General features: G+C 31.1%; 21 protein-coding genes. 8 read left to right on the forward strand and 13 right to left on the reverse strand.

The genetic code is table 11. The annotated features are described in order from the left end of the window. Nucleotides 1-44: 44 nt before the first annotated feature. A complete protein-coding gene (locus tag Q0L44_RS11385) occupies nt 45-1,586 on the reverse strand; it encodes an aldehyde dehydrogenase family protein (RefSeq protein ID WP_296638692.1) in 1,542 nt (513 codons plus the stop codon). A 110-nt stretch (nt 1,587-1,696) separates the two neighbouring features. Here Q0L44_RS11385 and Q0L44_RS11390 point away from each other — a divergent pair, with 110 nt between their 5' ends. Further along, nucleotides 1,697-2,758 carry an isoaspartyl peptidase/L-asparaginase gene (locus Q0L44_RS11390; protein ID WP_296638695.1) on the forward strand — a complete coding sequence of 354 codons (1,062 nt, stop codon included), beginning with the start codon at nt 1,697-1,699 and terminating at the stop codon, nt 2,756-2,758. A gap of 22 nt (nt 2,759-2,780) precedes the next feature. Here the strand turns inward: Q0L44_RS11390 and Q0L44_RS11395 are convergent, their stop codons facing one another. Then, nucleotides 2,781-3,176 carry a hypothetical protein gene (locus Q0L44_RS11395; RefSeq protein WP_296638698.1) on the reverse strand — a complete coding sequence of 132 codons (396 nt, stop codon included), beginning with the start codon at nt 3,174-3,176 and terminating at the stop codon, nt 2,781-2,783. 75 nt (nt 3,177-3,251) lie between these two features. Between Q0L44_RS11395 and Q0L44_RS11400 the strand changes: the two genes are divergently transcribed. Then, the gene (locus Q0L44_RS11400; RefSeq protein ID WP_296638699.1) at nt 3,252-4,226 is read left to right on the forward strand and encodes an acyl transferase; all 975 of its coding nucleotides are present in this window, start codon (nt 3,252-3,254) and stop codon (nt 4,224-4,226) included. A 26-nt stretch (nt 4,227-4,252) separates the two neighbouring features. Here Q0L44_RS11400 and tyrS read toward each other — a convergent pair whose 3' ends face one another. Beyond that, on the reverse strand, nt 4,253-5,545 hold the full coding sequence (gene tyrS / locus Q0L44_RS11405) for a tyrosine--tRNA ligase (protein WP_296638702.1): 1,293 nt from the start codon (nt 5,543-5,545) through the stop codon (nt 4,253-4,255). A 62-nt stretch (nt 5,546-5,607) separates the two neighbouring features. Here tyrS and Q0L44_RS11410 point away from each other — a divergent pair, with 62 nt between their 5' ends. Then, nucleotides 5,608-6,612, forward strand: coding sequence for an SDR family oxidoreductase (locus tag Q0L44_RS11410; protein WP_296638704.1), 1,005 nt, complete (start codon nt 5,608-5,610; stop codon nt 6,610-6,612). Here Q0L44_RS11410 and Q0L44_RS11415 read toward each other — a convergent pair. Genes Q0L44_RS11415 through Q0L44_RS11425 form a run of 3 tightly spaced genes read right to left on the reverse strand, consistent with a single transcriptional unit; the run spans nt 6,609 to nt 9,133 of the window. Then, complete coding sequence (locus tag Q0L44_RS11415; RefSeq protein ID WP_296638706.1) at nt 6,609-7,067, reverse strand: DUF4296 domain-containing protein; 459 nt, start codon at nt 7,065-7,067, stop codon at nt 6,609-6,611. The two genes, Q0L44_RS11410 and Q0L44_RS11415, sit on opposite strands and share 4 nt — an antisense overlap. A 1-nt stretch (nt 7,068) precedes the next feature. Next, nucleotides 7,069-8,406: a dihydroorotase gene (locus Q0L44_RS11420; RefSeq protein WP_296638709.1), complete on the reverse strand. Its 1,338-nt coding sequence runs from the start codon at nt 8,404-8,406 to the stop codon at nt 7,069-7,071. 7 nt (nt 8,407-8,413) lie between these two features. Further along, a complete protein-coding gene (locus tag Q0L44_RS11425) occupies nt 8,414-9,133 on the reverse strand; it encodes a polyprenol monophosphomannose synthase (protein ID WP_296638710.1) in 720 nt (239 codons plus the stop codon). Nucleotides 9,134-9,215: 82 nt separating this feature from the next. On the opposite strand from Q0L44_RS11425, the gene Q0L44_RS11430 reads away from it, so the two are divergent. Both Q0L44_RS11430 and Q0L44_RS11435 read left to right on the forward strand, forming a co-directional pair. Then, nucleotides 9,216-9,857, forward strand: coding sequence for a DUF4271 domain-containing protein (locus Q0L44_RS11430; protein ID WP_296638712.1), 642 nt, complete (start codon nt 9,216-9,218; stop codon nt 9,855-9,857). A 17-nt stretch (nt 9,858-9,874) separates the two neighbouring features. Further along, nucleotides 9,875-10,621: a uroporphyrinogen-III synthase gene (locus Q0L44_RS11435; protein WP_296638714.1), complete on the forward strand. Its 747-nt coding sequence runs from the start codon at nt 9,875-9,877 to the stop codon at nt 10,619-10,621. Between the two features lie 49 nt (nt 10,622-10,670). Here the strand turns inward: Q0L44_RS11435 and radA are convergent, their stop codons facing one another. The 4 genes from radA to panC all read right to left on the reverse strand — a co-directional run bounded on the left by radA (nt 10,671) and on the right by panC (nt 14,352). Continuing rightward, on the reverse strand, nt 10,671-12,032 hold the full coding sequence (gene radA, locus Q0L44_RS11440; protein ID WP_296638717.1) for a DNA repair protein RadA: 1,362 nt from the start codon (nt 12,030-12,032) through the stop codon (nt 10,671-10,673). 146 nt (nt 12,033-12,178) lie between these two features. Further along, nucleotides 12,179-13,120, reverse strand: a complete 942-nt coding sequence (locus Q0L44_RS11445) for a lysylphosphatidylglycerol synthase transmembrane domain-containing protein (protein ID WP_296638718.1) — start codon at nt 13,118-13,120, stop codon at nt 12,179-12,181. A 5-nt stretch (nt 13,121-13,125) separates the two neighbouring features. Next, complete coding sequence (gene panD / locus Q0L44_RS11450) at nt 13,126-13,476, reverse strand: aspartate 1-decarboxylase (protein WP_296638720.1); 351 nt, start codon at nt 13,474-13,476, stop codon at nt 13,126-13,128. 24 nt (nt 13,477-13,500) lie between these two features. Then, the gene (gene panC, locus Q0L44_RS11455; RefSeq protein WP_296638721.1) at nt 13,501-14,352 is read right to left on the reverse strand and encodes a pantoate--beta-alanine ligase; all 852 of its coding nucleotides are present in this window, start codon (nt 14,350-14,352) and stop codon (nt 13,501-13,503) included. A gap of 96 nt (nt 14,353-14,448) precedes the next feature. Here panC and Q0L44_RS11460 point away from each other — a divergent pair, with 96 nt between their 5' ends. The 3 genes from Q0L44_RS11460 to glmS are packed head-to-tail and all read left to right on the forward strand — an operon-like array spanning nt 14,449 to nt 18,719. Further along, complete coding sequence (locus tag Q0L44_RS11460; protein WP_296638723.1) at nt 14,449-15,261, forward strand: glycogen/starch synthase; 813 nt, start codon at nt 14,449-14,451, stop codon at nt 15,259-15,261. A gap of 8 nt (nt 15,262-15,269) precedes the next feature. Beyond that, nucleotides 15,270-16,835, forward strand: coding sequence for a DUF4270 family protein (locus Q0L44_RS11465; protein ID WP_296638725.1), 1,566 nt, complete (start codon nt 15,270-15,272; stop codon nt 16,833-16,835). A gap of 27 nt (nt 16,836-16,862) precedes the next feature. Continuing rightward, nucleotides 16,863-18,719: a glutamine--fructose-6-phosphate transaminase (isomerizing) gene (gene glmS / locus Q0L44_RS11470; protein ID WP_296638728.1), complete on the forward strand. Its 1,857-nt coding sequence runs from the start codon at nt 16,863-16,865 to the stop codon at nt 18,717-18,719. Nucleotides 18,720-19,025: 306 nt separating this feature from the next. Here glmS and gldJ read toward each other — a convergent pair whose 3' ends face one another. From gldJ to Q0L44_RS11485, 3 genes are all read right to left on the reverse strand, one after another. Further along, nucleotides 19,026-20,648, reverse strand: a complete 1,623-nt coding sequence (gldJ, locus tag Q0L44_RS11475) for a gliding motility lipoprotein GldJ (protein WP_296638730.1) — start codon at nt 20,646-20,648, stop codon at nt 19,026-19,028. A gap of 63 nt (nt 20,649-20,711) precedes the next feature. Beyond that, nucleotides 20,712-21,686 (reverse strand): PorP/SprF family type IX secretion system membrane protein, encoded by a 975-nt coding sequence (locus tag Q0L44_RS11480; protein WP_296638731.1) that lies wholly within the window; start codon nt 21,684-21,686, stop codon nt 20,712-20,714. Nucleotides 21,687-21,688: 2 nt separating this feature from the next. Then, nucleotides 21,689-23,974, reverse strand: a 2,286-nt coding sequence (locus tag Q0L44_RS11485; protein ID WP_296638734.1) for a PKD-like domain-containing protein, incomplete at its 5' end; no start/stop codon positions are given.

The following is a 23,974-nucleotide window of genomic DNA, read 5'->3' on the forward strand; positions in this document are numbered from 1 at the left end:
TTTTAAGTTGGGCTCTTATACTATTTATGAATAATTAAAGCCTCTTAGAGGTCAAATTTAATTCCTTGTGCTAAAGGTAATTCATCAGAATAATTAATGGTATTTGTTTGTCTACGCATATACACTTTCCAAGCATCAGAGCCAGATTCACGTCCTCCACCAGTTTCTTTTTCACCACCAAAAGCACCACCAATTTCTGCGCCAGAAGTTCCGATATTTACATTTGCAATTCCACAATCTGAACCAGCATAAGACAAGAATTTTTCAGCTTCTTTTAGTTCATTGGTCATAATTGCAGAAGATAAACCTTGAGCAACTCCATTTTGTTTTGCAATTGCATTTTCTACTCCTCCTGTATATTTCATCAAATATAAAATTGGTGCAAAAGTTTCATGCTGTACAATTTCAAAATGATTTTTTGCTTCAATAATTGCTGGTTTTACATAGCAACCACTTTCATAACCTTCACCTTCTAAAACACCACCTTCAACCAACACATTTCCACCTTCAGCTTTTGCTTTTTCAATAGCAGCTAAATAGGTTTTCACAGAATCATGATCAATTAATGGTCCAATATGATTATTTTCATCTAAAGGATTACCTATTTTTATCTGTTGGTAAGCACTAACAATTGCATCACGTACTTTATCATACACAGCTTCGTGAATAATTAATCTTCTAGTAGATGTACATCTTTGTCCACAAGTACCAACAGCACCAAAAACGGCTCCAGGAACCACCACTTTTAAATCTGCAGTTCGTGTAATAATTATGGCATTATTTCCACCCAATTCTAATAAAGATTTTCCAAAACGTTCAGCAACTGTTGCACCCACAATTCTACCCATTCTTGTAGATCCTGTAGCGGAAATTAAAGGAATTCTAGAATCAGTAGTCATCATTTCTCCCACTTTATAATCACCATTAATAATACAAGAAATACCTTCTGGTAAATTATTTTCTTTTAGAATTGCTACAATTATATTTTGACAAGCAACAGCACATAAAGGTGCTTTTTCAGAGGCTTTCCAAATACAAACATCACCACAAATCCAGGCCAAAGCCGTATTCCAAGCCCAAACAGCAACAGGAAAATTAAATGCAGATATAATACCAACAACTCCTATTGGATGCCATTGCTCTCTCATAACATGACCTGGTCTTTCAGAAGGAATTGTTTGGCCATTTAATTGACGAGATAAACCGACTGCAAAATCACAGATATCAATCATTTCTTGAACCTCTCCATAACCTTCTTGCAAAGATTTTCCCATTTCATAAGAAATTAATTTACCTAATGGCTCTTTTAAATCTCTTAATTTATTTCCAAATTGACGCACAATTTCTCCTCTTTGAGGCGCAGGAATATCTCTCCAAGTTAAAAATGCCTCTGAAGCAGTTGTAATAACTTTTTCATAGTCTTCTTTAGTGGTTGTTTTAACGCTACCAATTAATTCACCATTTACAGGTGAATAAGACTGAATTAGTTCTCCATTAGAAAAGTTATTAGAACCAGTAGAGGTACCTTCGTTTATTTCTTTTAAACCAAGTTGTTGTAATACTTCAGTTATTCCAAAATTTGTCATTTTGTAGTTTAATTTTAGTTGTTTACATTCGAGTTACGAATTTACGAATAAAAACATACACATAAAAAATTAACAAAAACAATGTTATTTGTTTAAAATATAACGATTAAATGAAAAAAATCACGCTTTTATTTGCTTTTTTAACCTTATTTATAGGTTGTAATACAACCACTGAAAACACCACCAATGTGTTAGCAAATCAACAAGAAAAAATTAATGATTTTGCGATTATAATTCATGGAGGAGCTGGAACGATTTTAAAGAAAAACATGTCTGATGAAAAAGAAGCAGAATATAAAGCCAAATTAGAAGAAGCAATTAAGGTTGGGCATTCCATTTTAAAAAATGGAGGAACAAGCCAAGAAGCTGTGATGAAAACAATTCAAATAATGGAAGAATCGCCATTATTTAATGCTGGTAAAGGTGCTGTATTTACTAATGCAGGAACCAACGAATTAGACGCTTCTTTTATGGATGGTAAAACATTAAATGCGGGTGCAGTTGCAGGTGTTACTGATGTTAAAAGTCCTATAGAATTAGCGATTAAAGTTATGACAGACTCAGAGCATGTAATGCTTTCAGGAAAAGGAGCATCAACATTTGCAAAAGAAAACGGATTGGAAATTGTTGATCCAAGTTACTTTTATACAGAAAGAAGATTTAAATCTTTAGAGCGAATTAAAGAAAGAGAAAAAACAGAATTAGATCATGATGATAAGACAGCAGCTTTTTATGATGCTGATATAAAAAATGCAAAGTTTGGAACAGTTGGTTGTGTGGCTTTAGACAAAGATGGTAATATAGCTGCAGGTACTTCTACAGGTGGTATGACTAATAAAAGATGGGGTAGAATTGGTGACGCGCCAATAATTGGTTCAGGTACTTATGCAAATAACTTAACTTGTGGAGTTTCCTCTACAGGTTGGGGTGAGTATTTTATAAGAAGCCAGGTAGCTTACGATATTTCTGCTCAAATGGAATATCAACAAAAAACCTTAAAAGAAGCTACGCAAAATGTAATTCAAAATAAATTAACCAAACTTGGTGGTACAGGAGGTGTTATTGCTTTAGATAATAATGGAAATATGGCCTTTGAGTTTAACACAGCAGGAATGTATAGAGCGTCTATGGATGATCAAGGAGAATTGATTATTAAAATTTATAAAGAATAATTTTGATACCAAATCGATCATATTAATCTACAGGAACTACAATTTCATCAAAAATAGCGTTGCCTTCCGTATCTTTGCCTTTGTAAAATTTAAATACGTAGTCTTTTTCTTGTAAGACATGAATTGGTAGTCTTATTTCTTTTTTAATATTTTCTTGGCTACAGGCTGATGCTAAATCTTCAATACCGTCAATTGCTAAAACTCTTGTATTTCTTTCTTTTGAATAATAAAGTCCTTTAAAAGAAAAACAACTGTTGGGTAAGGTATATTTTAATACAATAGTATCTGATGTTCTGTACGTGAAACGAGCAGGAGTAATGGCTTCGTCTATAGGGAATGTTGTTCCCCTAAAAAGAGATGCTTCTTCACTACAAGCCATAACACAAAGCAAGGTAACAAAGAGGAATAATTTTTTCATAGAGAAGTACTTTTTAAGTTTCCAATTAAAATTATAGCAGTTTTTTCTATTAAGTGCTATTTTTGTTTTCATAAAATGAAAAACGATTTATTTAATATACAATCCGAAAAGCAATTTACAAAAAATGCTTTACATGTTTTTAAACACCAATTTAAAAATAATAAAGTGTACCGTTCTTTTTGCGATCTTCTGTATGTTCATCCATCAGATGTTATTAAAGTAGAAGACATTCCTTTTTTACCCATTCAGTTTTTTAAAACAAGAAATGTTTTATCATCAACAGAAGAAATTCAACAAGAATTCACAAGTTCTGGCACAACAGGAAGCATAACTAGCAAGCATTTAGTTACAGATGTTGCTCTTTACGAAGAAAGTTACTTAAGAGGTTTTCACCACTTTTATGGTGATATTAAGGATTATGTTGTATTGGCATTATTGCCCAATTATTTAGAAAGAAAAGGTTCTTCTTTGGTATATATGGTGAATGATTTAATTCAGAAATCAAAAAATGCTGAAAGTGGCTTTTACTTGAATAATTTAGACGATTTAGCCCAGAAACTAATTAAATTAGATAAAAGTGGTCAAAAGATTTTACTAATAGGTGTTTCTTTTGCGTTGTTAGATTTGGTAGAAAAATATCAGTTTAACTTAAAAAACACCACAATTATGGAAACTGGTGGTATGAAAGGTAGACGAAAAGAATTGATTAGAAGTGAACTGCATGCTATTTTGTCAAAAGGGTTTGCAGTAAAGGAAATTCATTCTGAATATGGAATGACAGAGCTTTTAAGTCAAGGTTATTCTAAAGGAAATGGAATTTTTGAAACACCACCTTGGATGAAGATTTTAACTAGAGATACAGAAGAAGCTCTAACTATTCTAGATAAAGGCAAAACAGGTGGTATTAACGTAATTGATTTGGCCAATTATAATTCGTGCTCATTTATTGCCACACAAGATTTAGGTAAAGTTTACAATAACAATACTTTCGAAATTATTGGAAGATTTGACAATTCTGATATTAGAGGATGTAATTTAATGGTGTTGTAAACTACAAACTCAATGACTAGAATATATTAGGCTACAATTAATAGGTAATAGTTTTTTTTACCTTTTTGTAAAAGCACATATTTTTTATCGATTAGATCTTCTTTTGTAATTACAAAATCTTCTTTAACTTTTTCTTTGTTAATAGAAATTGCATTTTCTTTTAAAGCTCTCCTAGCTTCTCCATTAGATTTTAAAAAGTTAGTTTCTGCAGCTAAAGCAGCAATCATATCTAAACCATTTTCTACTAAAGATGCAGCTACCGTTGCTTGTGGCACTCCATCAAAAATATCTAATAAGGTTTTTTCATCTAAAGATTTTAAGTCAGATGCTGTAGATTTTCCAAATAAAATATTAGAAGCTTTAATTGCTTTTTCATATTCTTCTCTACCATGCACAAGCACTGTAACTTCTTCTCCTAAACGTTTTTGTAAAATTCTTGTATGAGGTACTTCTGCGTGTTCAGCAACTAAAGAGTCTATGGTGTCTTTGTCTAAGAATGTAAAGATTTTAATATATTTTTCAGCATCTTCATCAGAAGTATTTAGCCAATATTGGTAAAATTTGTATGGTGATGTTCTATTGGCATCTAACCAAACATTTCCACCTTCTGATTTACCAAATTTAGAACCATCAGATTTAGTAATTAATGGGCAAGTTATGGCATAGCCTTTTCCATTTCCTATTCTACGAATTAGCTCTGTTCCTGTAGTTATATTTCCCCATTGATCTGACCCACCCATCTGAATCGTAGTACTATTCTCTCTAAATAAATGCAAGAAATCGTACCCTTGCACCATCTGATACGTAAATTCTGTAAAAGACATTCCGTCTTTAGATTCAGAGCTAATTCTGTTTTTTACAGAATCTTTAGCCATCATGTAATTTACGGTGATGTGCTTACCAATATCTCTAATAAATTCCAAGAAAGAGATGTCTTTCATCCAATCATAGTTGTTTACTAAAATAGCCGCACTCTTTTCATCTGATGTAAAGTCTAAGAAATGTCCTAATTGTGCTTTCACACATTCTTGGTTATGTCTTAGTGTAGTTTCATCTAATAAATTACGTTCTGCAGATTTTCCTGAAGGATCTCCAATCATACCTGTTGCGCCACCCACTAAAGCAATGGGTCTATGACCACATCTCTGGTAATGAGCTAATAACATAATAGGTACTAAATTTCCAATATGTAAAGAATCTGCTGTAGGATCAAAACCTACATAAGCACTTCTCATTTCTTCTAACAAATGTTCTTCAGTTCCTGGCATGCTATCATGTAACATTCCTCTCCATTGTAATTCTTCAATAAAATTCTTCATTGTAATCAATTTATCAGTTGGCAAATATAACTTTATCAACCAAAATATGCTAAATTCGTAGTATGATTTTAGTTACTGGAGGTACTGGTTTGGTTGGTTCGCATTTATTGTATCATTTAAGTGTAAATAATGATAAAATAAGGGCGATTTACAGAACTGAAGCATCTCTAAAAAAAGTAAAAAAAGTCTTTTCTTATTACACTTCAGATGTAAAGTTATTCTCTAAAATAAAATGGTTTAAGGCAGATATTACAGATGTGCCTTCTATGAAACCCGCTTTTGCAGATATTAAATACGTTTTTCATTGTGCAGCTTTAATTTCTTTTAATCCTAAAGATTATAGAGAAATGCGTAAAGTAAATATACATGGTACAGCCATTTTAGTTAATTTGGCTATAGATGCAAAGGTTAAAAAGTTTTGCTTTGTAAGCTCTATTGCTTCTGTTGGCGATGCTATTCAGGGTAATTATTTGGTAGATGAAGAATGTGAGTGGAATAAAGAGCAAGATAACAGTGGTTATTCCATTACCAAATTTGGTGCAGAAATGGAAGTTTGGAGAGCCAGCCAAGAAGGAGTGGATGTTGTTATTGTTAATCCTGGTGTAATTTTAGGGAGTGGTTTTTGGAATGCTGGTTCAGGAAAATTATTTACCCAAGTTTATAACGGATTTAAATATTATACAGAGGGTATTACAGGTTTTGTTGCTGTACAAGATGTTGTAAAACCTATGATTCAATTGATGCAATCTTCAGTTAAAAACGAACGATTTATATTGGTTTCTGAAAACAAATCTTTTAAAGATGTTTTTTTTAGTATTGCTGACGCTTTTGGTAAAAAAAGACCCTACAAAAAAGTAAAAACCTGGCATACACAAATTGCTTGGCGAATTTCTTGGTTTGTTTCTAAAATTAATGGAGTTGCACCTTTATTGACTAAATATTCAGCGAAAAGTGCACATAATATTACAAAGTATTCTTCTCAAAAAGTAATTCATGCACTAGATTATCAATTTGAAGCTGTAGATACTTCAATTCAAAGAATTACTAGAAATTATACTAAAGATTAATTCTTTATTTTTTTAGGAATAGAGTCAATTAGTTTTATTGCTTTGCGAACACTATCTAAATCTTTTTTCAACTCTTTATTTCTTTTAATAGAATCTAATCGTAAAGAATCTTTAGTGTTTTTAATATTATCAAAGTAAGCTTTTTGTTTTTTCAGACTGTTTTTAGCATCCTCAAAAATTAATTTATACTCATCAATTTTAGAGATGTAATATAAATTAGAAGTTTGAAATCGAACACTATCTATTTGAAAGCGCTCATAAACTAGAGGCATGTAGTTCATATTCCTTTCCATATTTTTATTCTTAATATAGGTTGCAGAAGAAGCAATCATCATTTCTTGAACCAAAAGACTCATGGTGTCTTTTGAAATAAGGTCTGTAGGCTTCTCAAAAATTGTATTACTAGTACAAGAACCTAGAATTAGAAAGGCTAATAGGTAGCTCAGTTTTTTCATATTATCTATTAAAAGTAACGCGTTTTCCTTTTATGCTTTCATTAATTTCACCTTCATTAAACATTAAATTTCCATTTACAAAAGTGTGAGTTATGGTCGATGAAAAAGTAGTGCCTTCAAAAGGAGACCAACCACATTTGTACAATACATTCTCTTTAGTAACCGTTTGTGATTTATTGGTATCTATCAGCACTAAATCTGCATAATAACCTTCTTTAATGAAACCTCTTTTTTCTATTTGAAATAATTTAGCAGGATTATGACTCATTTTTTCAACGGCTTTTTCAATAGGAATTACGCCTTCTTTTACCTTTTCTAAAATGGCAGTAACAGCATGTTGCACTAATGGGCCTCCACTTGGTGCTTTTGTGTATACATTGTCTTTTTCCTCTAGTGTGTGAGGTGCATGATCTGTAGCTAAAACATCAATTCTGTCATCTAATAATGCTTTCCATAAACCTTGTCTGTCTTCCTCTGTTTTTACAGCAGGATTCCATTTAATATGAGTTCCTTTTTCTGCATAATCTTTGTCTGAAAACCATAAATGATGAATACAAACTTCTGCTGTAATTTGTTTTTCTTCTAATGGAATATCATTTCTAAAAAGGTGTGTTTCTTTTTCTGTAGATAAATGGAATATATGTAAACGTGCGCCAGTTTTTTTTGCAAGTTCTATAGCTTTAGATGAAGATAAATAGCAAGCTTCTTCGCTTCTAATAATTGGATGGTATTTCATAGGAATATCATCTCCATATTTTTCTATATAGTCTTTAGTATTTTTTTTAATGGTAGCCTCATCCTCACAATGTACAGAAATAATCATTTTTGTTGATGAAAATATCTTTTCTAAAACGGCTTCATTATCTACTAACATATTACCTGTCGAAGAACCTAAGAATAATTTAATTCCAGCAACTTTTTTAGGATCTGTTTTTAGCAGTTCTTCTAAATTATCATTAGTACCCCCAAACATAAATGAATAGTTGGCATATGAGTCTTTAGCTGCAATTTTAAATTTATTTTCCAATAATTCTTGAGTAGTAGCTTGCGGTACTGTATTTGGCATTTCTATAAAAGTGGTAATTCCACCAGCAATAGCAGCTCTAGTTTCTGTAGCAATATTTGCTTTATGAGTTAGTCCAGGTTCTCTAAAATGTACTTGATCGTCTATAAAACCAGGTATTAAAGTTTTACCATTTGCATCTATAATTTCTGCATTATCTGGAGCAGGAATGCTTTCAGAAATTTTTTTTATGATTTCATTTTCAATTAAAACATCACCTAAAAAAGTACTGTTCTCATTTACAATTTTTGCTTTTTTAATTAAATAAATACTCATGCCTTTTTTATTTAGGTAACCCTTTTAATTTCATTTTAATAACTCCAAATAGTGCCTCAGAAATAATGTTGCTACTCATTTTTGATTCTCCTAAGGTTCGGTCTGTAAAAATTACAGAAACTTCTTTTATGTTAAACTTGTGTTTCCAGGCTTTAAATTTCATTTCAATTTGAAAAGCATAGCCAACAAATTTAATTTTATCTAATTTAATGGTTTCTAATACTTCTTTCCGCCAACACACAAAGCCAGCAGTAGCGTCAAAAACTGGAAGCCTAGTAATTAGCCGAACATATCTAGAGGCAAAATAAGAAAGTAAAACTCTTTTCATTGGCCAGTTTACAACATTTACTCCTTTAGAATATCTAGATCCAATTGTGACATCTGCACCATCTTTTTTACACTCCTCATACAGTAATATTAAGTCTTTAGGGTTATGAGAAAAATCTGCGTCCATTTCAATGATGTAGTCATACCCTCTTTTTAAGGCCCATTTAAAACCATGGATATATGCTTTTCCCAAACCATTTTTTTTGGCTCTACTCTCTAAAAATAATTGATTAGGAAATTTTTCCATGAGTAGCTGAACTAAAGAGCCTGTTCCGTCAGGAGAGTTGTCATCTACAATTAAAATATGAAAGGTTTTTTTTTGGCTAAAAGTAGCTTCAATAATGGCTTCTATATTTTCTTTTTCGTTGTAAGTAGGTATTATTACTAAGGCATCAGACATAAACTATTTTTCATCTAGTAATAAGGCAAATATACGTTTTTTAATTACTAATTTTGTTGTAACTATCTTAAATGAAAGCTATTTGCAAGGCATAGATAAAATTATAACTTCAAACTATTGGATAACAATTATTTTAATTGCTTTATTTGGGTGTATTGTGTTTTTAAAATTATTGAACGCTCAAAAATTAACTGAGCGTTTTTACAAACTTTTCAATTTTTCTTTTTTAGAGCAAGACTCAGAAGGAAGCAAGGTTCTTATAAATCTTTTTGAGGTAGTAATGTTTTTGTTTTCTTCACTTTCCATAGCCTTATTACTTTTTTATTTTCAACAATACATACAAGTGAACAATAAAATTACGGTTGCTTCATTTCTCTCGATTTATAGTTTTGTTTTTTGTTATTTTATAGCCAAAAAAGTTTTAGAGTTTGCTTTGGTAAGGTTGTTTTTATTGAAAAAGCAGTTACGTACTTTTTTAAATACAAAAGCGCATTACTTGCATTCCATTTCCTTTATTCTTTTTATTTTATTAATTTTTTATGAGTACACAGAAATACATCCTTTAGTTGTATTCTATTTTTCTGTTCTTCTTTTTTCAGTTCGATTTTTGTTTTTTCTACTTAGAAATAAAAAGCTGATTTTTAATAAGTTGTTTTATTTTATTTTGTACATTTGCGCCTTTGAAATAGCTCCGCTATTTATACTGTTGAAATTGATGTTTTAAAACAAAATTGAAAGCAAATGAAAGTGAAAACTATACTGGTTTCCCAACCAGCTCCTAAGACAGAAACATCTCCATATTTTGATTTATCTGACAAACAAAAAGTAAAGATTGATTTTAGATCTTTTATACACGTTGAAGGTATTTCTGTAAAGGAAATAAGAGCTCAAAAAATAGACTTAAGCAAATTTTCTGCAATCATATTAACCAGTAGAAACGCTGTAGACCACTTTTTTAGAACAGCAGAAGAAATGCGTTTTAAAGTTCCGGATTCTATGAAGTATTTTTGCCAATCTGAGGCTGTAGCTTACTATTTACAGAAGTATGTTGTGTATAGAAAACGTAAAATTTATGTTGGTAACAGAACGTTTCCTGAGTTAACAAAATTGATAAAAAAGCACAAATCCGAACAATTTTTGCTGCCTTCTTCAGATAAATTGAAACCGTTAATTCCAGATGAATTAAATAAGTTAGGTATTGCTTGGACAAGGGCAGATTTATACAGAACTGTCGTAAGTGATTTGTCTGATTTAGAGAATGTTTTTTATGATATTTTAGTATTTTTTAGTCCTTCTGGTATAGAGTCTTTGTTAAAAAACTTTCCAGATTTTAAACAAAATGATACAAGAATAGCTGCTTTTGGACCTTCTACTGTAAAGGCTGTAACCGACGCTGGTTTAAAGTGTGATATTGTTGCTCCTTCTAGAGAAACACCATCTATGACAATGGCGTTAGAAAAGTACATAAAATTAGCAAACAAAAAATAATCTTCTTTTAAATTTAGAATTCAAAACCAAGCATTTTTGCTTGGTTTTTTTAGGCAAACAGTGTTGCAAAAGCTTCCTCTATTTTACCTACTAATACTAATTTAATGTTGTGGTTTTTTGAAGAAATTTTATTGAATTTTGAGGCTATAAAACTCTTGTATCCTAATTTTTCTGCCTCCAAAATACGTTGATCAATTTTTGAAACAGGTCTTATTTCTCCTGCCAAACCCACTTCTGCAGCAAAACAAACGTTTGGGTTAATAGCAATATCTTGGTTGCTGGATAAAATAGCAGCAACAACAGCTAAATCTATAGCAGGATCATCTACATTAATACCTCCTGTAATATTTAAAAAGACATCTTTTGCTCCTAATTTAAAACCCGCTCTTTTTTCTAAAACGGCTAATAACATGTTTAATCTTTTTAGATTATAACCTGTTGTAGATCTTTGTGGAGTTCCGTAAACAGCCGTAGAAACTAATGCTTGAATTTCTATCATTAGTGGTCTAATTCCTTCTAAGGTAGATGCTATTGCTGTTCCGCTTAAATCAGCATCTTTTTTAGAGATTAGAATTTCTGACGGATTTGATATTTCTCGTAAACCATCAGAAAGCATTTCATAAATTCCCAATTCTGAAGTAGAACCAAATCTATTTTTCTGACTTCTTAAAATTCGATAGGTATGGTTTCTATCGCCCTCAAACTGTAAAACAACATCAACCATGTGTTCTAATATTTTTGGGCCAGCAATATTTCCTTCTTTATTAATATGACCAATTAACAAAACCGGTGTTGCTGTTTCTTTCGCAAACTTTATCAATTCTGCAGAGGTCTCTCTAATTTGAGAAATACTTCCTGGAGAAGCTTCAATAGCATTTGTGTGTAAGGTTTGTATAGAGTCAATGACTAAAACTTCAGGTTCTGTTGCTTCTATGTTTTTAAAAATTTGTTGTGTGTTTGTTTCTGTAAGAATTAAACAATTAGAATTTTTAGCATCTAATCTCTCTGCTCTCATTTTTATTTGAGACTGACTTTCTTCACCAGAAACATACAATACTTTTTGACTTATATTTAATGCAACTTGTAATAATAAAGTCGATTTTCCAATTCCTGGTTCACCTCCTAAAAGCGTAACAGAACCTTTTACTAAACCACCACCTAAAACAGTGTCTAATTCATTATTATTAGTTACAACTCTTTCTTCTGGATTTAGTTGAATATCTTCAATTTTTAAAGGCTTATTAATAGTCTGCTTGGCAGTTGTATCTTGTTTCCAAACACGTTTTTCTTCTTTTAGAACTACTTCTTCAACAATAGTGTTCCATTCTTTACAAGCACCACATTGGCCTACCCATTTTGCGTGTTGTGTTCCACAATTTTGACAGAAAAAAGTTGTTTTAGTTTTAGCCATTTTTGATTGTAAATTTTAGAAAAGTAAAGTTACAAAGTAAAAATGAGTATGGATTTATATAAACCTTAAAATAGTTAATCTAATCATTGAGTATCAAATTAAAAAAAGGAATTAGGAAATTACTACTTTAAAGGGATGCTAAAAAATCACTTCTTATTTACAATTGGCAATAGTAAAAAGGCCAGGCCACCAAAAATAATAACCATAACAGTTTGCGCTGTCCACATAATCCACCCAAAAGCGGTTGCAGGTTCTGTGGGAATATCAAACAAAGCTAAGGCTCCAGCTACAGCAATAGGATATAAACCAATTCCTCCGTTTGTTGCTGCTATGGCAAATCCACCAGCTATAAAACCAATTAAAATACCTCCAAAAGGAACTATTAATCCTTCTATTGAGGGTATTGTGGCCCAAAACATGGCAACGTACATCGTCCAAATAAAAACAGTATGAAAAATAAAAGCCCATTTGTTTTTCATTTTAAAGATGCTAGTTGCTCCTTCAATTAATCCTGAAATAAATGTTTTTATTTTTAAAAGTATACCTGATTTTGCTTTTTTAACAAAAGAGGAAAACGTGAAGAACCCAATAATTAGTAAAAGAATTCCAACACCAATTTTTGTTGGATTAAAGTTGTTGGTTAGTAGATTAAAAATAAAATCATATTGCACAAATAAGGTTATTACCACTATAGCAAGCATCATTATTAAATCTGCTATTCGCTCAGCTACAATAGTACCAAATCCTTTTTCGAAAGGGATGTTTTCGTAGTTTTTTAATACTATAGCTCTAGAAACTTCTCCTGCTCTTGGTAATGCCAAATTTACTAAATAACCGATTAGAACAGCTAAAACACTATTGGTATAGCTAGGTTTATAACCTAAAGGAGCTAGCATAAACTTCCATCTATAAGCTCTGGATAAATGGCTTAATATACCGAAAAACAGCCCTAGAAGAATCCAGCTATAATTGGCTTCTTTAAAATAGGAAACTAAAATGGGTAAAGAAATTTTAGAAACAGAATACCAAACTAAAACACCTCCTAAAATAAGAAGGAGTATTGTTTTTAATGTCTTTTTTATATTCAAGTGATTTAAGTAAGGGTGTTGTCTTTTTCATTAGGAAAAACCAAAGAGGGTTTAAACTTTTTAGCCTCTTCTAACTCCATAAAAGCATATACAATTAGAATTAAAACATCTCCTACAGCTACTAAACGTGATGCAGCTCCGTTTAAAGTAATTTCTCCACTTCCTCTTGGTCCAGGAATAGCATAAGTTTCTAAACGGTTTCCATTGTTGTTGTTTACAATTTGTACGCGTTCTCCTTCAATAATTCCTGCAGCATCCATAAGATCTTCATCTATGGTTATGCTTCCTATATAATTTAAATCTGCACCTGTAACTTTTACGCGGTGGATTTTAGATTTTACTACCTGTACTAACATGCTACAAAAATAATACTTTTTTAGTTAGGAATGCTTTAATTTAATGTTGTCAATTAGGCGAATATTCCCTGCAAAAACAGCTATAAAAGCCCTGTATTTTTTGTTGTTTTCTTTTGTTTTTATTGTTTCTAGTGTTTCTTCCTCGGCAATTGTAAAGTATTCCAGTTCTAAGAGAGGATGATTTTTAAATTGCTCTGTTACTCTTAAACTTACCTCATTGGGGGTGTCTTTTAAAAATTGATGTTGTGCCTCTTTTAATGTTTGGTATATAAATGGAGCTGCTATTCTGTGTTTTTCTTCTAATCTAATATTTCTAGAACTCATGGCTAAACCATCTTTTTCTCTAAAAATAGGACATCCTTCAATTTCTAGATTTAAGTTGTGGTTTTTCACCATTTTTTTGATAATTTGTAATTGCTGAAAATCTTTTTGACCAAAGTATGCCGTATCTGGATTTACTATTTGAAACAAAGTCTTTACAATGGTGCCAACACCATTAAAATGGCCTTTCCTGAATTGTCCTTCCATTTTATGATCTAATCCATCAAAATTAAATGACTCAGAGCGAATACCATTTTTGTAAATTTCTGCTACATCAGGGTAAAATAAAACATCACAAGAAATATTTTCTAAATATCTTTTATCTGTCTCAAAAGTTTTTGGGTAATTAATAAGATCCTCTTCTTTATCAAACTGTGTTGGGTTTACAAAGATACTTACTACAACAAGATCACTGTTTTTCTGAGCAGTTGCTATTAGAGACAAGTGCCCTTCGTGTAAAGCTCCCATAGTAGGAGTAAAGCCAATACTTTTTCCATTTAATTTCTCTTTAGAAAGGTAGGCTTCTAGAGGGGCTTTTTTTGTAAAAATTTTCATAGTGCATAACGCTAAATTGGTTGCAAACTTACCATTTTAACACCATATTAGCATAAAAATTTGTATTTTTGCTCATTTATAAAAAGAGTTTGATTCATGAAGGACAAAAGAGTATTATTTGTTTCGTCTGAAGTTGTTCCTTATCTACCAGAGACTGAACTTTCTTCTACTGCTTTTTTAGCAGCGAAAAATGCACATTCAAAAGGGGTTCAAACCCGTATTTTTATGCCTAGATTTGGTGTTATAAATGAGCGTAGACATCAATTACATGAAGTAATTCGTTTGTCTGGTATGAATTTGGTTGTGAATGATGTAGATATGCCACTAATTATAAAGGTAGCCTCTATTCCCAAAGAAAGAATGCAGGTTTATTTCATAGATAACGAAGAGTATTTTAAAAGAAAAGCAGTATACACAGACGAAGATGATCAATTATTCTCTGATAATGATGAGAGGGCTATTTTCTTCGCAAAAGGGGTTGTAGAAACTGTAAAAAAACTTAATTGGGCTCCAGATATTATTCATGTTCATGGTTGGATGGCCTCTTTGTTACCACTCTATTTAAGAGAGTTTTATAAGGAAGAGCCATTATTTATTGAAAGTAAAATTGTTACTTCTTTATATGATAATAGTTTTGAAGGAAACTTAAATACAGATTTAACTGCTAAGATTAATTTTGATTTAGAATCAGACAAAAAAATAGCTACATTAAAAACTCCAAATCATACTAATATTCTAAAAAGCGCTATCGAAAATTCTGATGCAATAATTTATGGAAGTGAAACCATTGCTGAAGAACTAACCTCGTTTATTGACGAGAATGAAACGCCAGTTTTAGAATATCAAGAAGAAAATCTCAAAGAAGATTATTTAAACTTTTATGCTGATTTGTTATCCATCAATCAATAATTTTTGAAGTGAAAAATATCCTAAAAAAGAGTGTATATCTAATTGCAACTCTATACTTAAGTGTTGCAATTGTTTCTTGTGAATCAGATTTTACAGACATAGATACAAATGTAATAAGTAATACAAAGTTTACAACAAACGATTTGTTTTTAAACGTAATTGCAAATAATAGTCCTTTAGAGGAGTTACAAACAGATAATATTTCTAGGCAAATAAATCAATATTTGTTAGGGGTTTACGCAAGTGCAGATTACGAAAAGATTTCTGCCTCTATTGTCTCTCAATTGTCTATAGATGCTAACTTACAAGTTGTTGATGATACTGATATTACAGATACAACAACCGTTTTAACAAAAATTGATACTGTTTTTCTAAAACTTCCTTATCCTGTGTCTTTAGAGGATGTTTCTGATGCTACAAGCAATTTCCAATTTGATGGTCTTGTTGGAAAATCATCAGTACCTTATTCTTTAAATGTGTACAGGTCTAACACTTATTTAAATAATTTTAATCCAGCAGATCCTACAAAAATAAATAGTTATAATTCTAAAGATATTTTTGAAAAGACAGGTAGTCCTCTAAATGTAGAAACAAATTTTCCTTTTTCGCCAAGTTTAAACGATACAATGTTTGTTGTAAATAGAAGAATGATAGACAATACTGTTGTAGGAAAAGATACTATTAAGATTTTCAGTTCTGCAGCAAGCGACAATCCTATTCCTTTTGCGAGAGTTCCTTTACATAAAGATGTTTTTAAAGAGCTGTTTTTAGATAAATATGATGAAGATGCATTTAGTTCTCAGGCTTCTTTTAATGATTATTTTAGAGGTGTAATTCTAGAAGCTTCAGGTAATGATGGCTCTTTAATTACGTATAATTTTAACACTTCAAATGCAAACTTAAATCCATCAATCGAAGTCTATTATACAAATACTGTTTATAAAATAGGCACAACAGATACTATTAGAACGGTTCGTAAAAACAATTCCTTTTTATTGTCTGGGTACCGTGTAAATACTTTTGATATGGTAGATAAAACCTACCCAAATAATAATGAAATTAAAGTTCAAGGAGCAGCAGGAAGTGAAGGTAGTATAACTTTGTTAGAACAGACAGACTTAAGTGCTTTAAGAGCTAATGACTGGCTTATAAATGATGCCTCTTTAACATTTTATATTAATCAAGCTGCAGATACAGCATCTGTTCCAGAAAGATTATACTTATATAAAACTGATGGGGATCTCTTAAATCCTGTTTTAAGTCAAGTAGAAGACGCAGTCTCTGAAGCTTCTTTTGGAGGTATAAATGGGTTTTTAGAAACAGATAGTGATGGTAAAGCCGAAAAATACACATTTAAAATTACAGATTATATTTCAGACTTAGCTTTAGGGTTAACAGATTATAATCCTACTTTAAAAATAAAGGCTTTCAATACTTCAGATGTGCCAACTACAGATACAATATTTAGAAATTTAAGTTGGAATCCGAGAGCGGTAACCCTTTTTAACCAAGATCCTATTAATGGAAATAAAAAAGCAGTGCTAAAAATATCGTATTCAGAAAAAAATAAATAAACCCCTCCCAAAAAAAAAGAAAAAGGAATGTGTGGAATATCAGCTTATATTGGCCATAGAGAGGCATACCCTATTGTTATTAATGGATTAAAAAGATTAGAGTACAGAGGGTATGATAGTGCTGGAGTTATGATTTTTGATGGTAAAAACATACAGCTATCAAAAACAAAAGGGAAAGTCTCAGAATTAGAGAAAATTACAAACAGAGAAGAAGAACGCAAAATTGGTCATATTGGAATGGGTCACACGCGTTGGGCAACACATGGTGTTCCAAACGATGTAAACTCTCACCCTCATACTTCAGAATCTGGAGATTTAGTAATTGTTCATAACGGAATTATTGAAAATTACGATACAATTAAGAGAGAACTTATTACTAGAGGTTACTCTTTTCAGAGCGATACTGATACCGAAGTTTTAATTAATTTAATTCAAGAAGTTAAAAACACAGAAGGTTGTAAGTTAGGAAAAGCAGTTCAGATTGCTTTAACCAATGTTATAGGGGCTTACGCTATTTCTGTTTTTGACAAAAACAGACCGAACGAGATAGTAGTAGCGCGTTTAGGAAGTCCTATTGCTATTGGTGTAGGAAAAGACAATAAAGACTTTTTCGTAGCCTCAGATGCATCTCCTTTTGTAGAATATACAAAAGATGCGATTTATCTAGAAGACGAAGAAATGGCAATCATCAAATTAGGAAAGAACGTAAAAGTTCATAAAATTAAAGATGATAAAGAGGTAAAGCCAACAATACAAAAACTAAAAATGAGTCTAGACCAAATTGAAAAAGGAGGCTATGATCATTTTATGCTTAAAGAAATATACGAGCAGCCAAAAGCTATAAAAGATACCTTTAGGGGTAGAATGTTACCCTTAGAAGGTAAAATCAAAATGTCTAGTATTGAAGATCATATAGATAAATTTCTAGATGCCAATAGAATTATAATTATTGCTTGTGGTACTTCTTGGCACGCAGGTTTAGTTGGTGAGTATCTTTTTGAAGATATGGCTAGAATCCCTGTAGAAGTAGAATATGCTTCTGAATTTAGATACAGAAATCCAATTATTACAAATAAAGATATTGTAATTGCTATCTCTCAATCTGGAGAAACTGCAGATACACTTGCTGCTATAAAGTTAGCTAAATCTAAAGGGGCATTTGTTTATGGTATTTGTAATGTAGTAGGATCATCAATAGCTAGAGAAACACATTCAGGGGCTTATACCCATGCAGGTCCGGAAATAGGAGTAGCTTCTACAAAAGCATTTACCACCCAAATTACTGTATTAACTTTAATTGCTTTAAAATTAGGTAAGGTAAACGGTTCTTTAGCTTCGCATACTTTTAATAATTACATTCAAAAAATGCAATTGATTCCAAGACAAGTTGAGGAATTATTAAACATAGATGCACATGTTAAAGAAATTGCAGATGTTTATAAAGACGCTAAAAATTGCTTGTACTTAGGTAGAGGGTTTAATTTCCCAGTGGCTCTAGAAGGCGCTTTAAAATTAAAAGAAATCTCTTATATTCATGCAGAGGGTTATCCTGCAGCAGAAATGAAGCATGGCCCAATTGCACTTATAGACGAAAACATGCCTATTTTTGTTATTGCAACTAATAAAGGGCATTATGAAAAGGTGGTAAGTAATATTCAAGAAATAAAATCAAGAGCCGGAAAAATTATTGCTGTTGTAACTAAAGGAGATGTTCAGGTAAGAGAAATTGCAGATCATGTTATAGAAATACCAGATACTGCAGAGGCTTTAACCCCTTTGTTAACTACAATCCCTTTGCAGTTACTTTCTTATCATATCGCAGTTTTATTAGGTAAAAATGTAGATCAACCAAGAAATTTAGCTAAATCTGTTACGGTGGAGTAGTGGATAAGTTTCCGAGTTGATTTCCTTGTATTTAAAGGGTTTTTAGAGGGTTTTAGTGCGCGGATAAGGGGAGTTTTACGACCCGTATTTGTTGCCACAGTGTCGAGTGGTATCTTCAACTTCGTATGTAATTCATGAGTTAAATCTTCATTGTTATATGATACCACTATAGTCTCTAATATTGTTTTAAGTACTTTAACTTTCAACTCAAGAGACCATTCTTTTTGTGTTTTAAAATATGTACCTAATTCTGTAATATTATTAATCCAAGAGTTTTGTTTTAAGTTGTTTCCAACAAAAAGATATCTATTTATTATTTATTGGACCTAATTTGTCTAAAACACACCTGAACCCAATAAATTTTTTTGACATATATTCTGGGAGATACCTTCTTTGTGCAGGATCAAGCCAATATATTCTATCCACCCACGATCCACCCTTATAAACACGGGATTTATCGTTAATTAAAGTGGTTCTCTTTTTATCGTCAATAATTAGTCTGATTTTTTTATTAACTGAATCAAATACAGGTTTCGGTGGTTTTGGTGAGTTATACATTTTTTTTGCACCATTTCTATCCATATTCTTATCAAAATGTATTGAAGATTTAAAATCTCCGTCATTAATACTTGTGTTATTGTATAAGGAGTAGTTTGCTCTGTAAATAGCATCATTTTTTGTTATAGGAATAAGTTTTATTGTACCAGGAAGGTGTTTAGGTACAATTTTACCATTGGGTAAAGTATCATATTCTAGTTTAGTATTATCTCCTATAGCGGTATACACTAAATTTCCTACTGAGTCAATCATTTTTTTATTAAATAGATTTCCTCTGTAATAATAAAAATCATTCGCGTTTGTATCTATTATAGGTCTATATACGTCTGCTACCCATTCAGATACATTCCCATCCATATCATATAATCCAAAATTATTTGGACTATATGATTTTACTTTATTTGTTATAGATGCACCATCTGAACTAAAACTAGTATTTACTTTTCCTTGTTTAAAATTTGCTAATTGATTATTATTTTTTAATTTATTTGACTTTTTATTCCAAGGATATTTTGTTCTACTTTTTCTATTTTTTTTACGTATGTTTCCTTTAGCGGCAAATTCCCATTCAGCTTCAGTAGGTAGTCGGAATTTTTCGAATAAAATCCCATCTGATTGAGTTATCTTTCTTCCTTTAAAACTTTTTCTATTTACTATCTTTTCATCTCTACTTTTTCTTAAATTATAAGGAACTCCTTTTTTATATATTGATTTATTTCCATTGAATAAAAGAGAGTCATTTGAAAGAAAAACATCTGTATCAAAAAAATTACTTATCGTATCAATTTCAAAAATATTTTCGATATAACCTTTATCAATTAAAGTTTTTAAATTAAGAATATTAGTTCTCCATTTGCAATATTCATTTGCTTGCAACCAACTAACCCCAACTACAGGATAATTACTGTAGGCAGGATGTCGAAAATATTTATCAGATAAAACACCAGTATTAGATAAAGTAGTCCCCCAGGCTAGAGTATCTGGTAATACAGATGAGTAGATGTACTTATATTTCTCTTCTGAAGGTGGAAATACATTTTTAATATATTTTACATAAGATAGATATTCTAAGTTTGTGACTTCTGTTTCATCCATATAAAAAGAACCTACCTGTATTTTTTTAGGACTTGTATTCCAATCAAACATTGGATTATCTTTTACTTGCCCCATCATAAAAGTTCCTCCCTCAACGAGAACCATACCTTCAGGTGTTTTATTTCCTTTAAAAAATTTATTATTAATATTTTCTACTTTTTTTGAATTACTAAAAATTAAACTTGTAAATTCAGAACCTATAGGTTTTACCCTAGAACAGTTAGTTAAAAATATCGTTGTAAATAAAAATATAAATGTTTTAAAAATATTTTTCATTGTTAAAAGTTTACGCAATTTTATTATTTTATTATTTTATTTTTTAATTTAAAATTTAATTTTTTACATAAAAAATCCTCTTATATTTAAATTAAAATCATATCCAATAGAAAATTCATGAACTCCTCCACTATTTATAAGTTTTGTAGTGTTAAAATCATAAGAATAACCAAATCTAAAATTTTCCCATTTTACTCCAATAAAACTATTTATTGTTGAAATTCTAGCCGCCTGTTTTGACTTTCTAAAAGGATTTGAACCGGCAATAATTCCAAACGAAAATTTATTGTCAAAAATATATTGTACTCCAACATCTAATCGGTTACTTACGCCTTGCATCATAAAGTTTGATAGTAAATATATTTCACTCTGACTTGTAAACCAGGCAGATTTTCCTAATAGTAAAGGTAAATTGTATTTCAAATGAACCGATAAGAATATATCTAAAGGAACGTTTTCGTTAGACGTAAGAGAAATATTAGGAGTATTTAGATGTTTGAGTGTTACTCCAATCCAAGTATAATCATTATTAAACAAAATAGAGGAACTAAAATCAAAAAAAGAAAGTTTGTTTCTAAAAGTAAGAGGATCACCAGTAGGCAAATCAATAATACTGTTTGTAATATCAATTTGATCTTCTAGTAGTAAGTTTTGGAACCCAAAACTTTTCATTCCATAACCTACAGAAATACTTGGTCTAAAATACCACTTGCTACTCAGCTTAAAAGAGTTAGAATAATTTAAATTTAATTGGTTAAAATTGTAATTTGTGTTGGTTTCCTGCTGATTTAAAATACTAACACCAAGTCCAGATTTATATTTATCAAACCATGTATCATAATATACATAATTTGATCTTATTCTTACACCGTAACTAGTCATTTGAGATCTATGTAATATCCCTGTTTTTGGATACCCTGTTGCTCCAGTAAAGGAAGAACTTAACGTTTCTGGGACTAAGAAACTTTGCGAAAAAATAACATCTTGTGCTTTTGTATTAATGATGTTAAAGAAAAAAATTAAAATTAAAATTCTCATATTTATCTAATTATTCTTATTGATGTTGATTTTAATATATTTTTGCCGAAGGATGTTTTTCCTTTAACAATCATGGTGTAGTTCCCAACTCCAGCAAGTTTTCCCTTAACGTATCCATCCCAGCCTTTTAAGCTAGTTGTTCCACTTTCAAAATAAATAAGAACTCCCCAAATGTCATAAATACTCATTTCAATTTTTTGTACATTCTTAAAAATAGGTCTAATAGTATCATTTATCCCGTCATTGTTAGGAGTAAACGCATTTGGAAGGACAATATTAAATGTTTCAGTGACTTCTACATCTTTAGTTAAAGAGTATGTACAAATATAATTATTATCGTTATTTAAAGGATCAACATACAAGAAATCAACTTCAAGAGTTATTGTGTAAACTCCAAGATTTTTAAATTCATATTCAAATTCATCTTCCGTAGAAATTTGTTTTCCATCTATGAACCAACTTAAAGAGTAAATTTCAGTGTTTTGAACTAATATTTTAGACGTATTTTTAAATAAAGTTATATCATCTACTGCTAGTAATGTTGGTAAATTATTAGATGTTACTGTAAAATCAGGGTTTCCTAATTTTGGGTTTACAGTCACGGTTACTGTAAATTCTTCCCCTTCACAATTTTCACTACTAACTGGTACTATTGTATAGGTAACATCAACAGGGTTATTTGTAGTATTTACAAATGCATCATCAGCGATTTCATTAGCTGATAGGTTAGTACCTGTTGTTGGGTTTCCTTCTGAAGCAGTCAATCCATTAAAATCAATATTTTTAATTGAATACTTATCTACAGCTATGGTCGTACTTTCATTAAAATCAATACCTATAGTTTCACCACTACACACTTCAATAGCTTGATTCGCTACTATTGGTTTTGGGTTTACAGTCACTGTTACCGTGAATTCAGCTCCTTCAACGTCCTGTGCACTCACTGGTACAATTGTATATACAACGTCTACTGGATTATTCGAGTTATTAGAATAAGAATCATCTTTTAAACCATCATCTGATGTAATTTCAGCATCTATCTCTGTATTTGTTACTCCTGATGTTGCAGATAATCCATTACTATTGATATTAATAACATTATAGGTAGCTACAGCAACACTAGTACTTGGGTTTAGTGTAATTCCAATTGCCTCATCACTACAAACCTCAATTGGGCCTTGATCTGCAACGACAGGTTCAGGGATAATTTCTACAGTAACTGTAAACTCATCTCCTTCACATCCTTTAGCGCTTATCGGCACTATGGTATACACAACATCTATAATTGATGATGATAAATTTATATAAGAATCAATAAATATACCATCAGATAATACCACATCATTATTTGAACTATTATTAGCGCCAGGTGTTAAACCATTGTTGTTAATATTAGTAATTCTATAATTTGTAATAGGTAAACCATTTGCAGCATCATCTAAAGTAACTTCGATAGGAGCTCCACTGTTTACAGGATCTTCTATTTGATCAGTAACTACAGGTTGTGGGTTTACAGTCACGGTTACTGTAAATTCTTCCCCTTCACAATTTTCACTACTAACTGGTACTATTGTATAGGTAACATCAACAGGGTTATTTGTAGTATTTACAAATGCATCATCAGCGATTTCATTAGCTGATAGGTTAGTACCTGTTGTTGGGTTTCCTTCTGAAGCAGTCAATCCATTAAAATCAATATTTTTAATTGAATACTTATCTACAGCTATGGTCGTACTTTCATTAAAATCAATACCTATAGTTTCACCACTACACACTTCAATAGCTTGATTCGCTACTATTGGTTTTGGGTTTACAGTCACTGTTACCGTGAATTCAGCTCCTTCAACGTCCTGTGCACTCACTGGTACAATTGTATATACAACGTCTACTGGATTATTCGAGTTATTAGAATAAGAATCATCTTTTAAACCATCATCTGATGTAATTTCAGCATCTATCTCTGTATTTGTTACTCCTGATGTTGCAGATAATCCATTACTATTGATATTAATAACATTATAGGTAGCTACAGCAACACTAGTACTTGGGTTTAGTGTAATTCCAATTGCCTCATCACTACAAACCTCAATTGGGCCTTGATCTGCAACGACAGGTTCAGGGATAATTTCTACAGTAACTGTAAACTCATCTCCTTCACATCCTTTAGCGCTTATCGGCACTATGGTATACACAACATCTATAATTGATGATGATAAATTTATATAAGAATCAATAAATATACCATCAGATAATACCACATCATTATTTGAACTATTATTAGCGCCAGG

This window comes from Polaribacter sp. (assembly GCF_024639685.1).
Taxonomy (GTDB): domain Bacteria; phylum Bacteroidota; class Bacteroidia; order Flavobacteriales; family Flavobacteriaceae; genus Polaribacter.

Coding starts and splice junctions, on each gene's coding strand:
- Q0L44_RS11435 (WP_296638714.1), top strand. CDS start 9,875: ATGAAAGTGAAAACTATACTGGTTTCCCAACCAGCTCCTAAGACAGAA.
- Q0L44_RS11390 (WP_296638695.1), top strand. CDS start 1,697: ATGAAAAAAATCACGCTTTTATTTGCTTTTTTAACCTTATTTATAGGT.
- gldJ (WP_296638730.1), bottom strand. CDS start 20,648: ATGAAAAATATTTTTAAAACATTTATATTTTTATTTACAACGATATTT.
- Q0L44_RS11460 (WP_296638723.1), top strand. CDS start 14,449: ATGAAGGACAAAAGAGTATTATTTGTTTCGTCTGAAGTTGTTCCTTAT.
- Q0L44_RS11385 (WP_296638692.1), bottom strand. CDS start 1,586: ATGACAAATTTTGGAATAACTGAAGTATTACAACAACTTGGTTTAAAA.
- radA (WP_296638717.1), bottom strand. CDS start 12,032: ATGGCTAAAACTAAAACAACTTTTTTCTGTCAAAATTGTGGAACACAA.
- panD (WP_296638720.1), bottom strand. CDS start 13,476: ATGTTAGTACAGGTAGTAAAATCTAAAATCCACCGCGTAAAAGTTACA.
- Q0L44_RS11420 (WP_296638709.1), bottom strand. CDS start 8,406: ATGAGTATTTATTTAATTAAAAAAGCAAAAATTGTAAATGAGAACAGT.
- glmS (WP_296638728.1), top strand. CDS start 16,863: ATGTGTGGAATATCAGCTTATATTGGCCATAGAGAGGCATACCCTATT.
- Q0L44_RS11480 (WP_296638731.1), bottom strand. CDS start 21,686: ATGAGAATTTTAATTTTAATTTTTTTCTTTAACATCATTAATACAAAA.
- Q0L44_RS11400 (WP_296638699.1), top strand. CDS start 3,252: ATGAAAAACGATTTATTTAATATACAATCCGAAAAGCAATTTACAAAA.
- Q0L44_RS11410 (WP_296638704.1), top strand. CDS start 5,608: ATGATTTTAGTTACTGGAGGTACTGGTTTGGTTGGTTCGCATTTATTG.
- tyrS (WP_296638702.1), bottom strand. CDS start 5,545: ATGAAGAATTTTATTGAAGAATTACAATGGAGAGGAATGTTACATGAT.
- panC (WP_296638721.1), bottom strand. CDS start 14,352: ATGAAAATTTTTACAAAAAAAGCCCCTCTAGAAGCCTACCTTTCTAAA.
- Q0L44_RS11415 (WP_296638706.1), bottom strand. CDS start 7,067: ATGAAAAAACTGAGCTACCTATTAGCCTTTCTAATTCTAGGTTCTTGT.
- Q0L44_RS11395 (WP_296638698.1), bottom strand. CDS start 3,176: ATGAAAAAATTATTCCTCTTTGTTACCTTGCTTTGTGTTATGGCTTGT.
- Q0L44_RS11425 (WP_296638710.1), bottom strand. CDS start 9,133: ATGTCTGATGCCTTAGTAATAATACCTACTTACAACGAAAAAGAAAAT.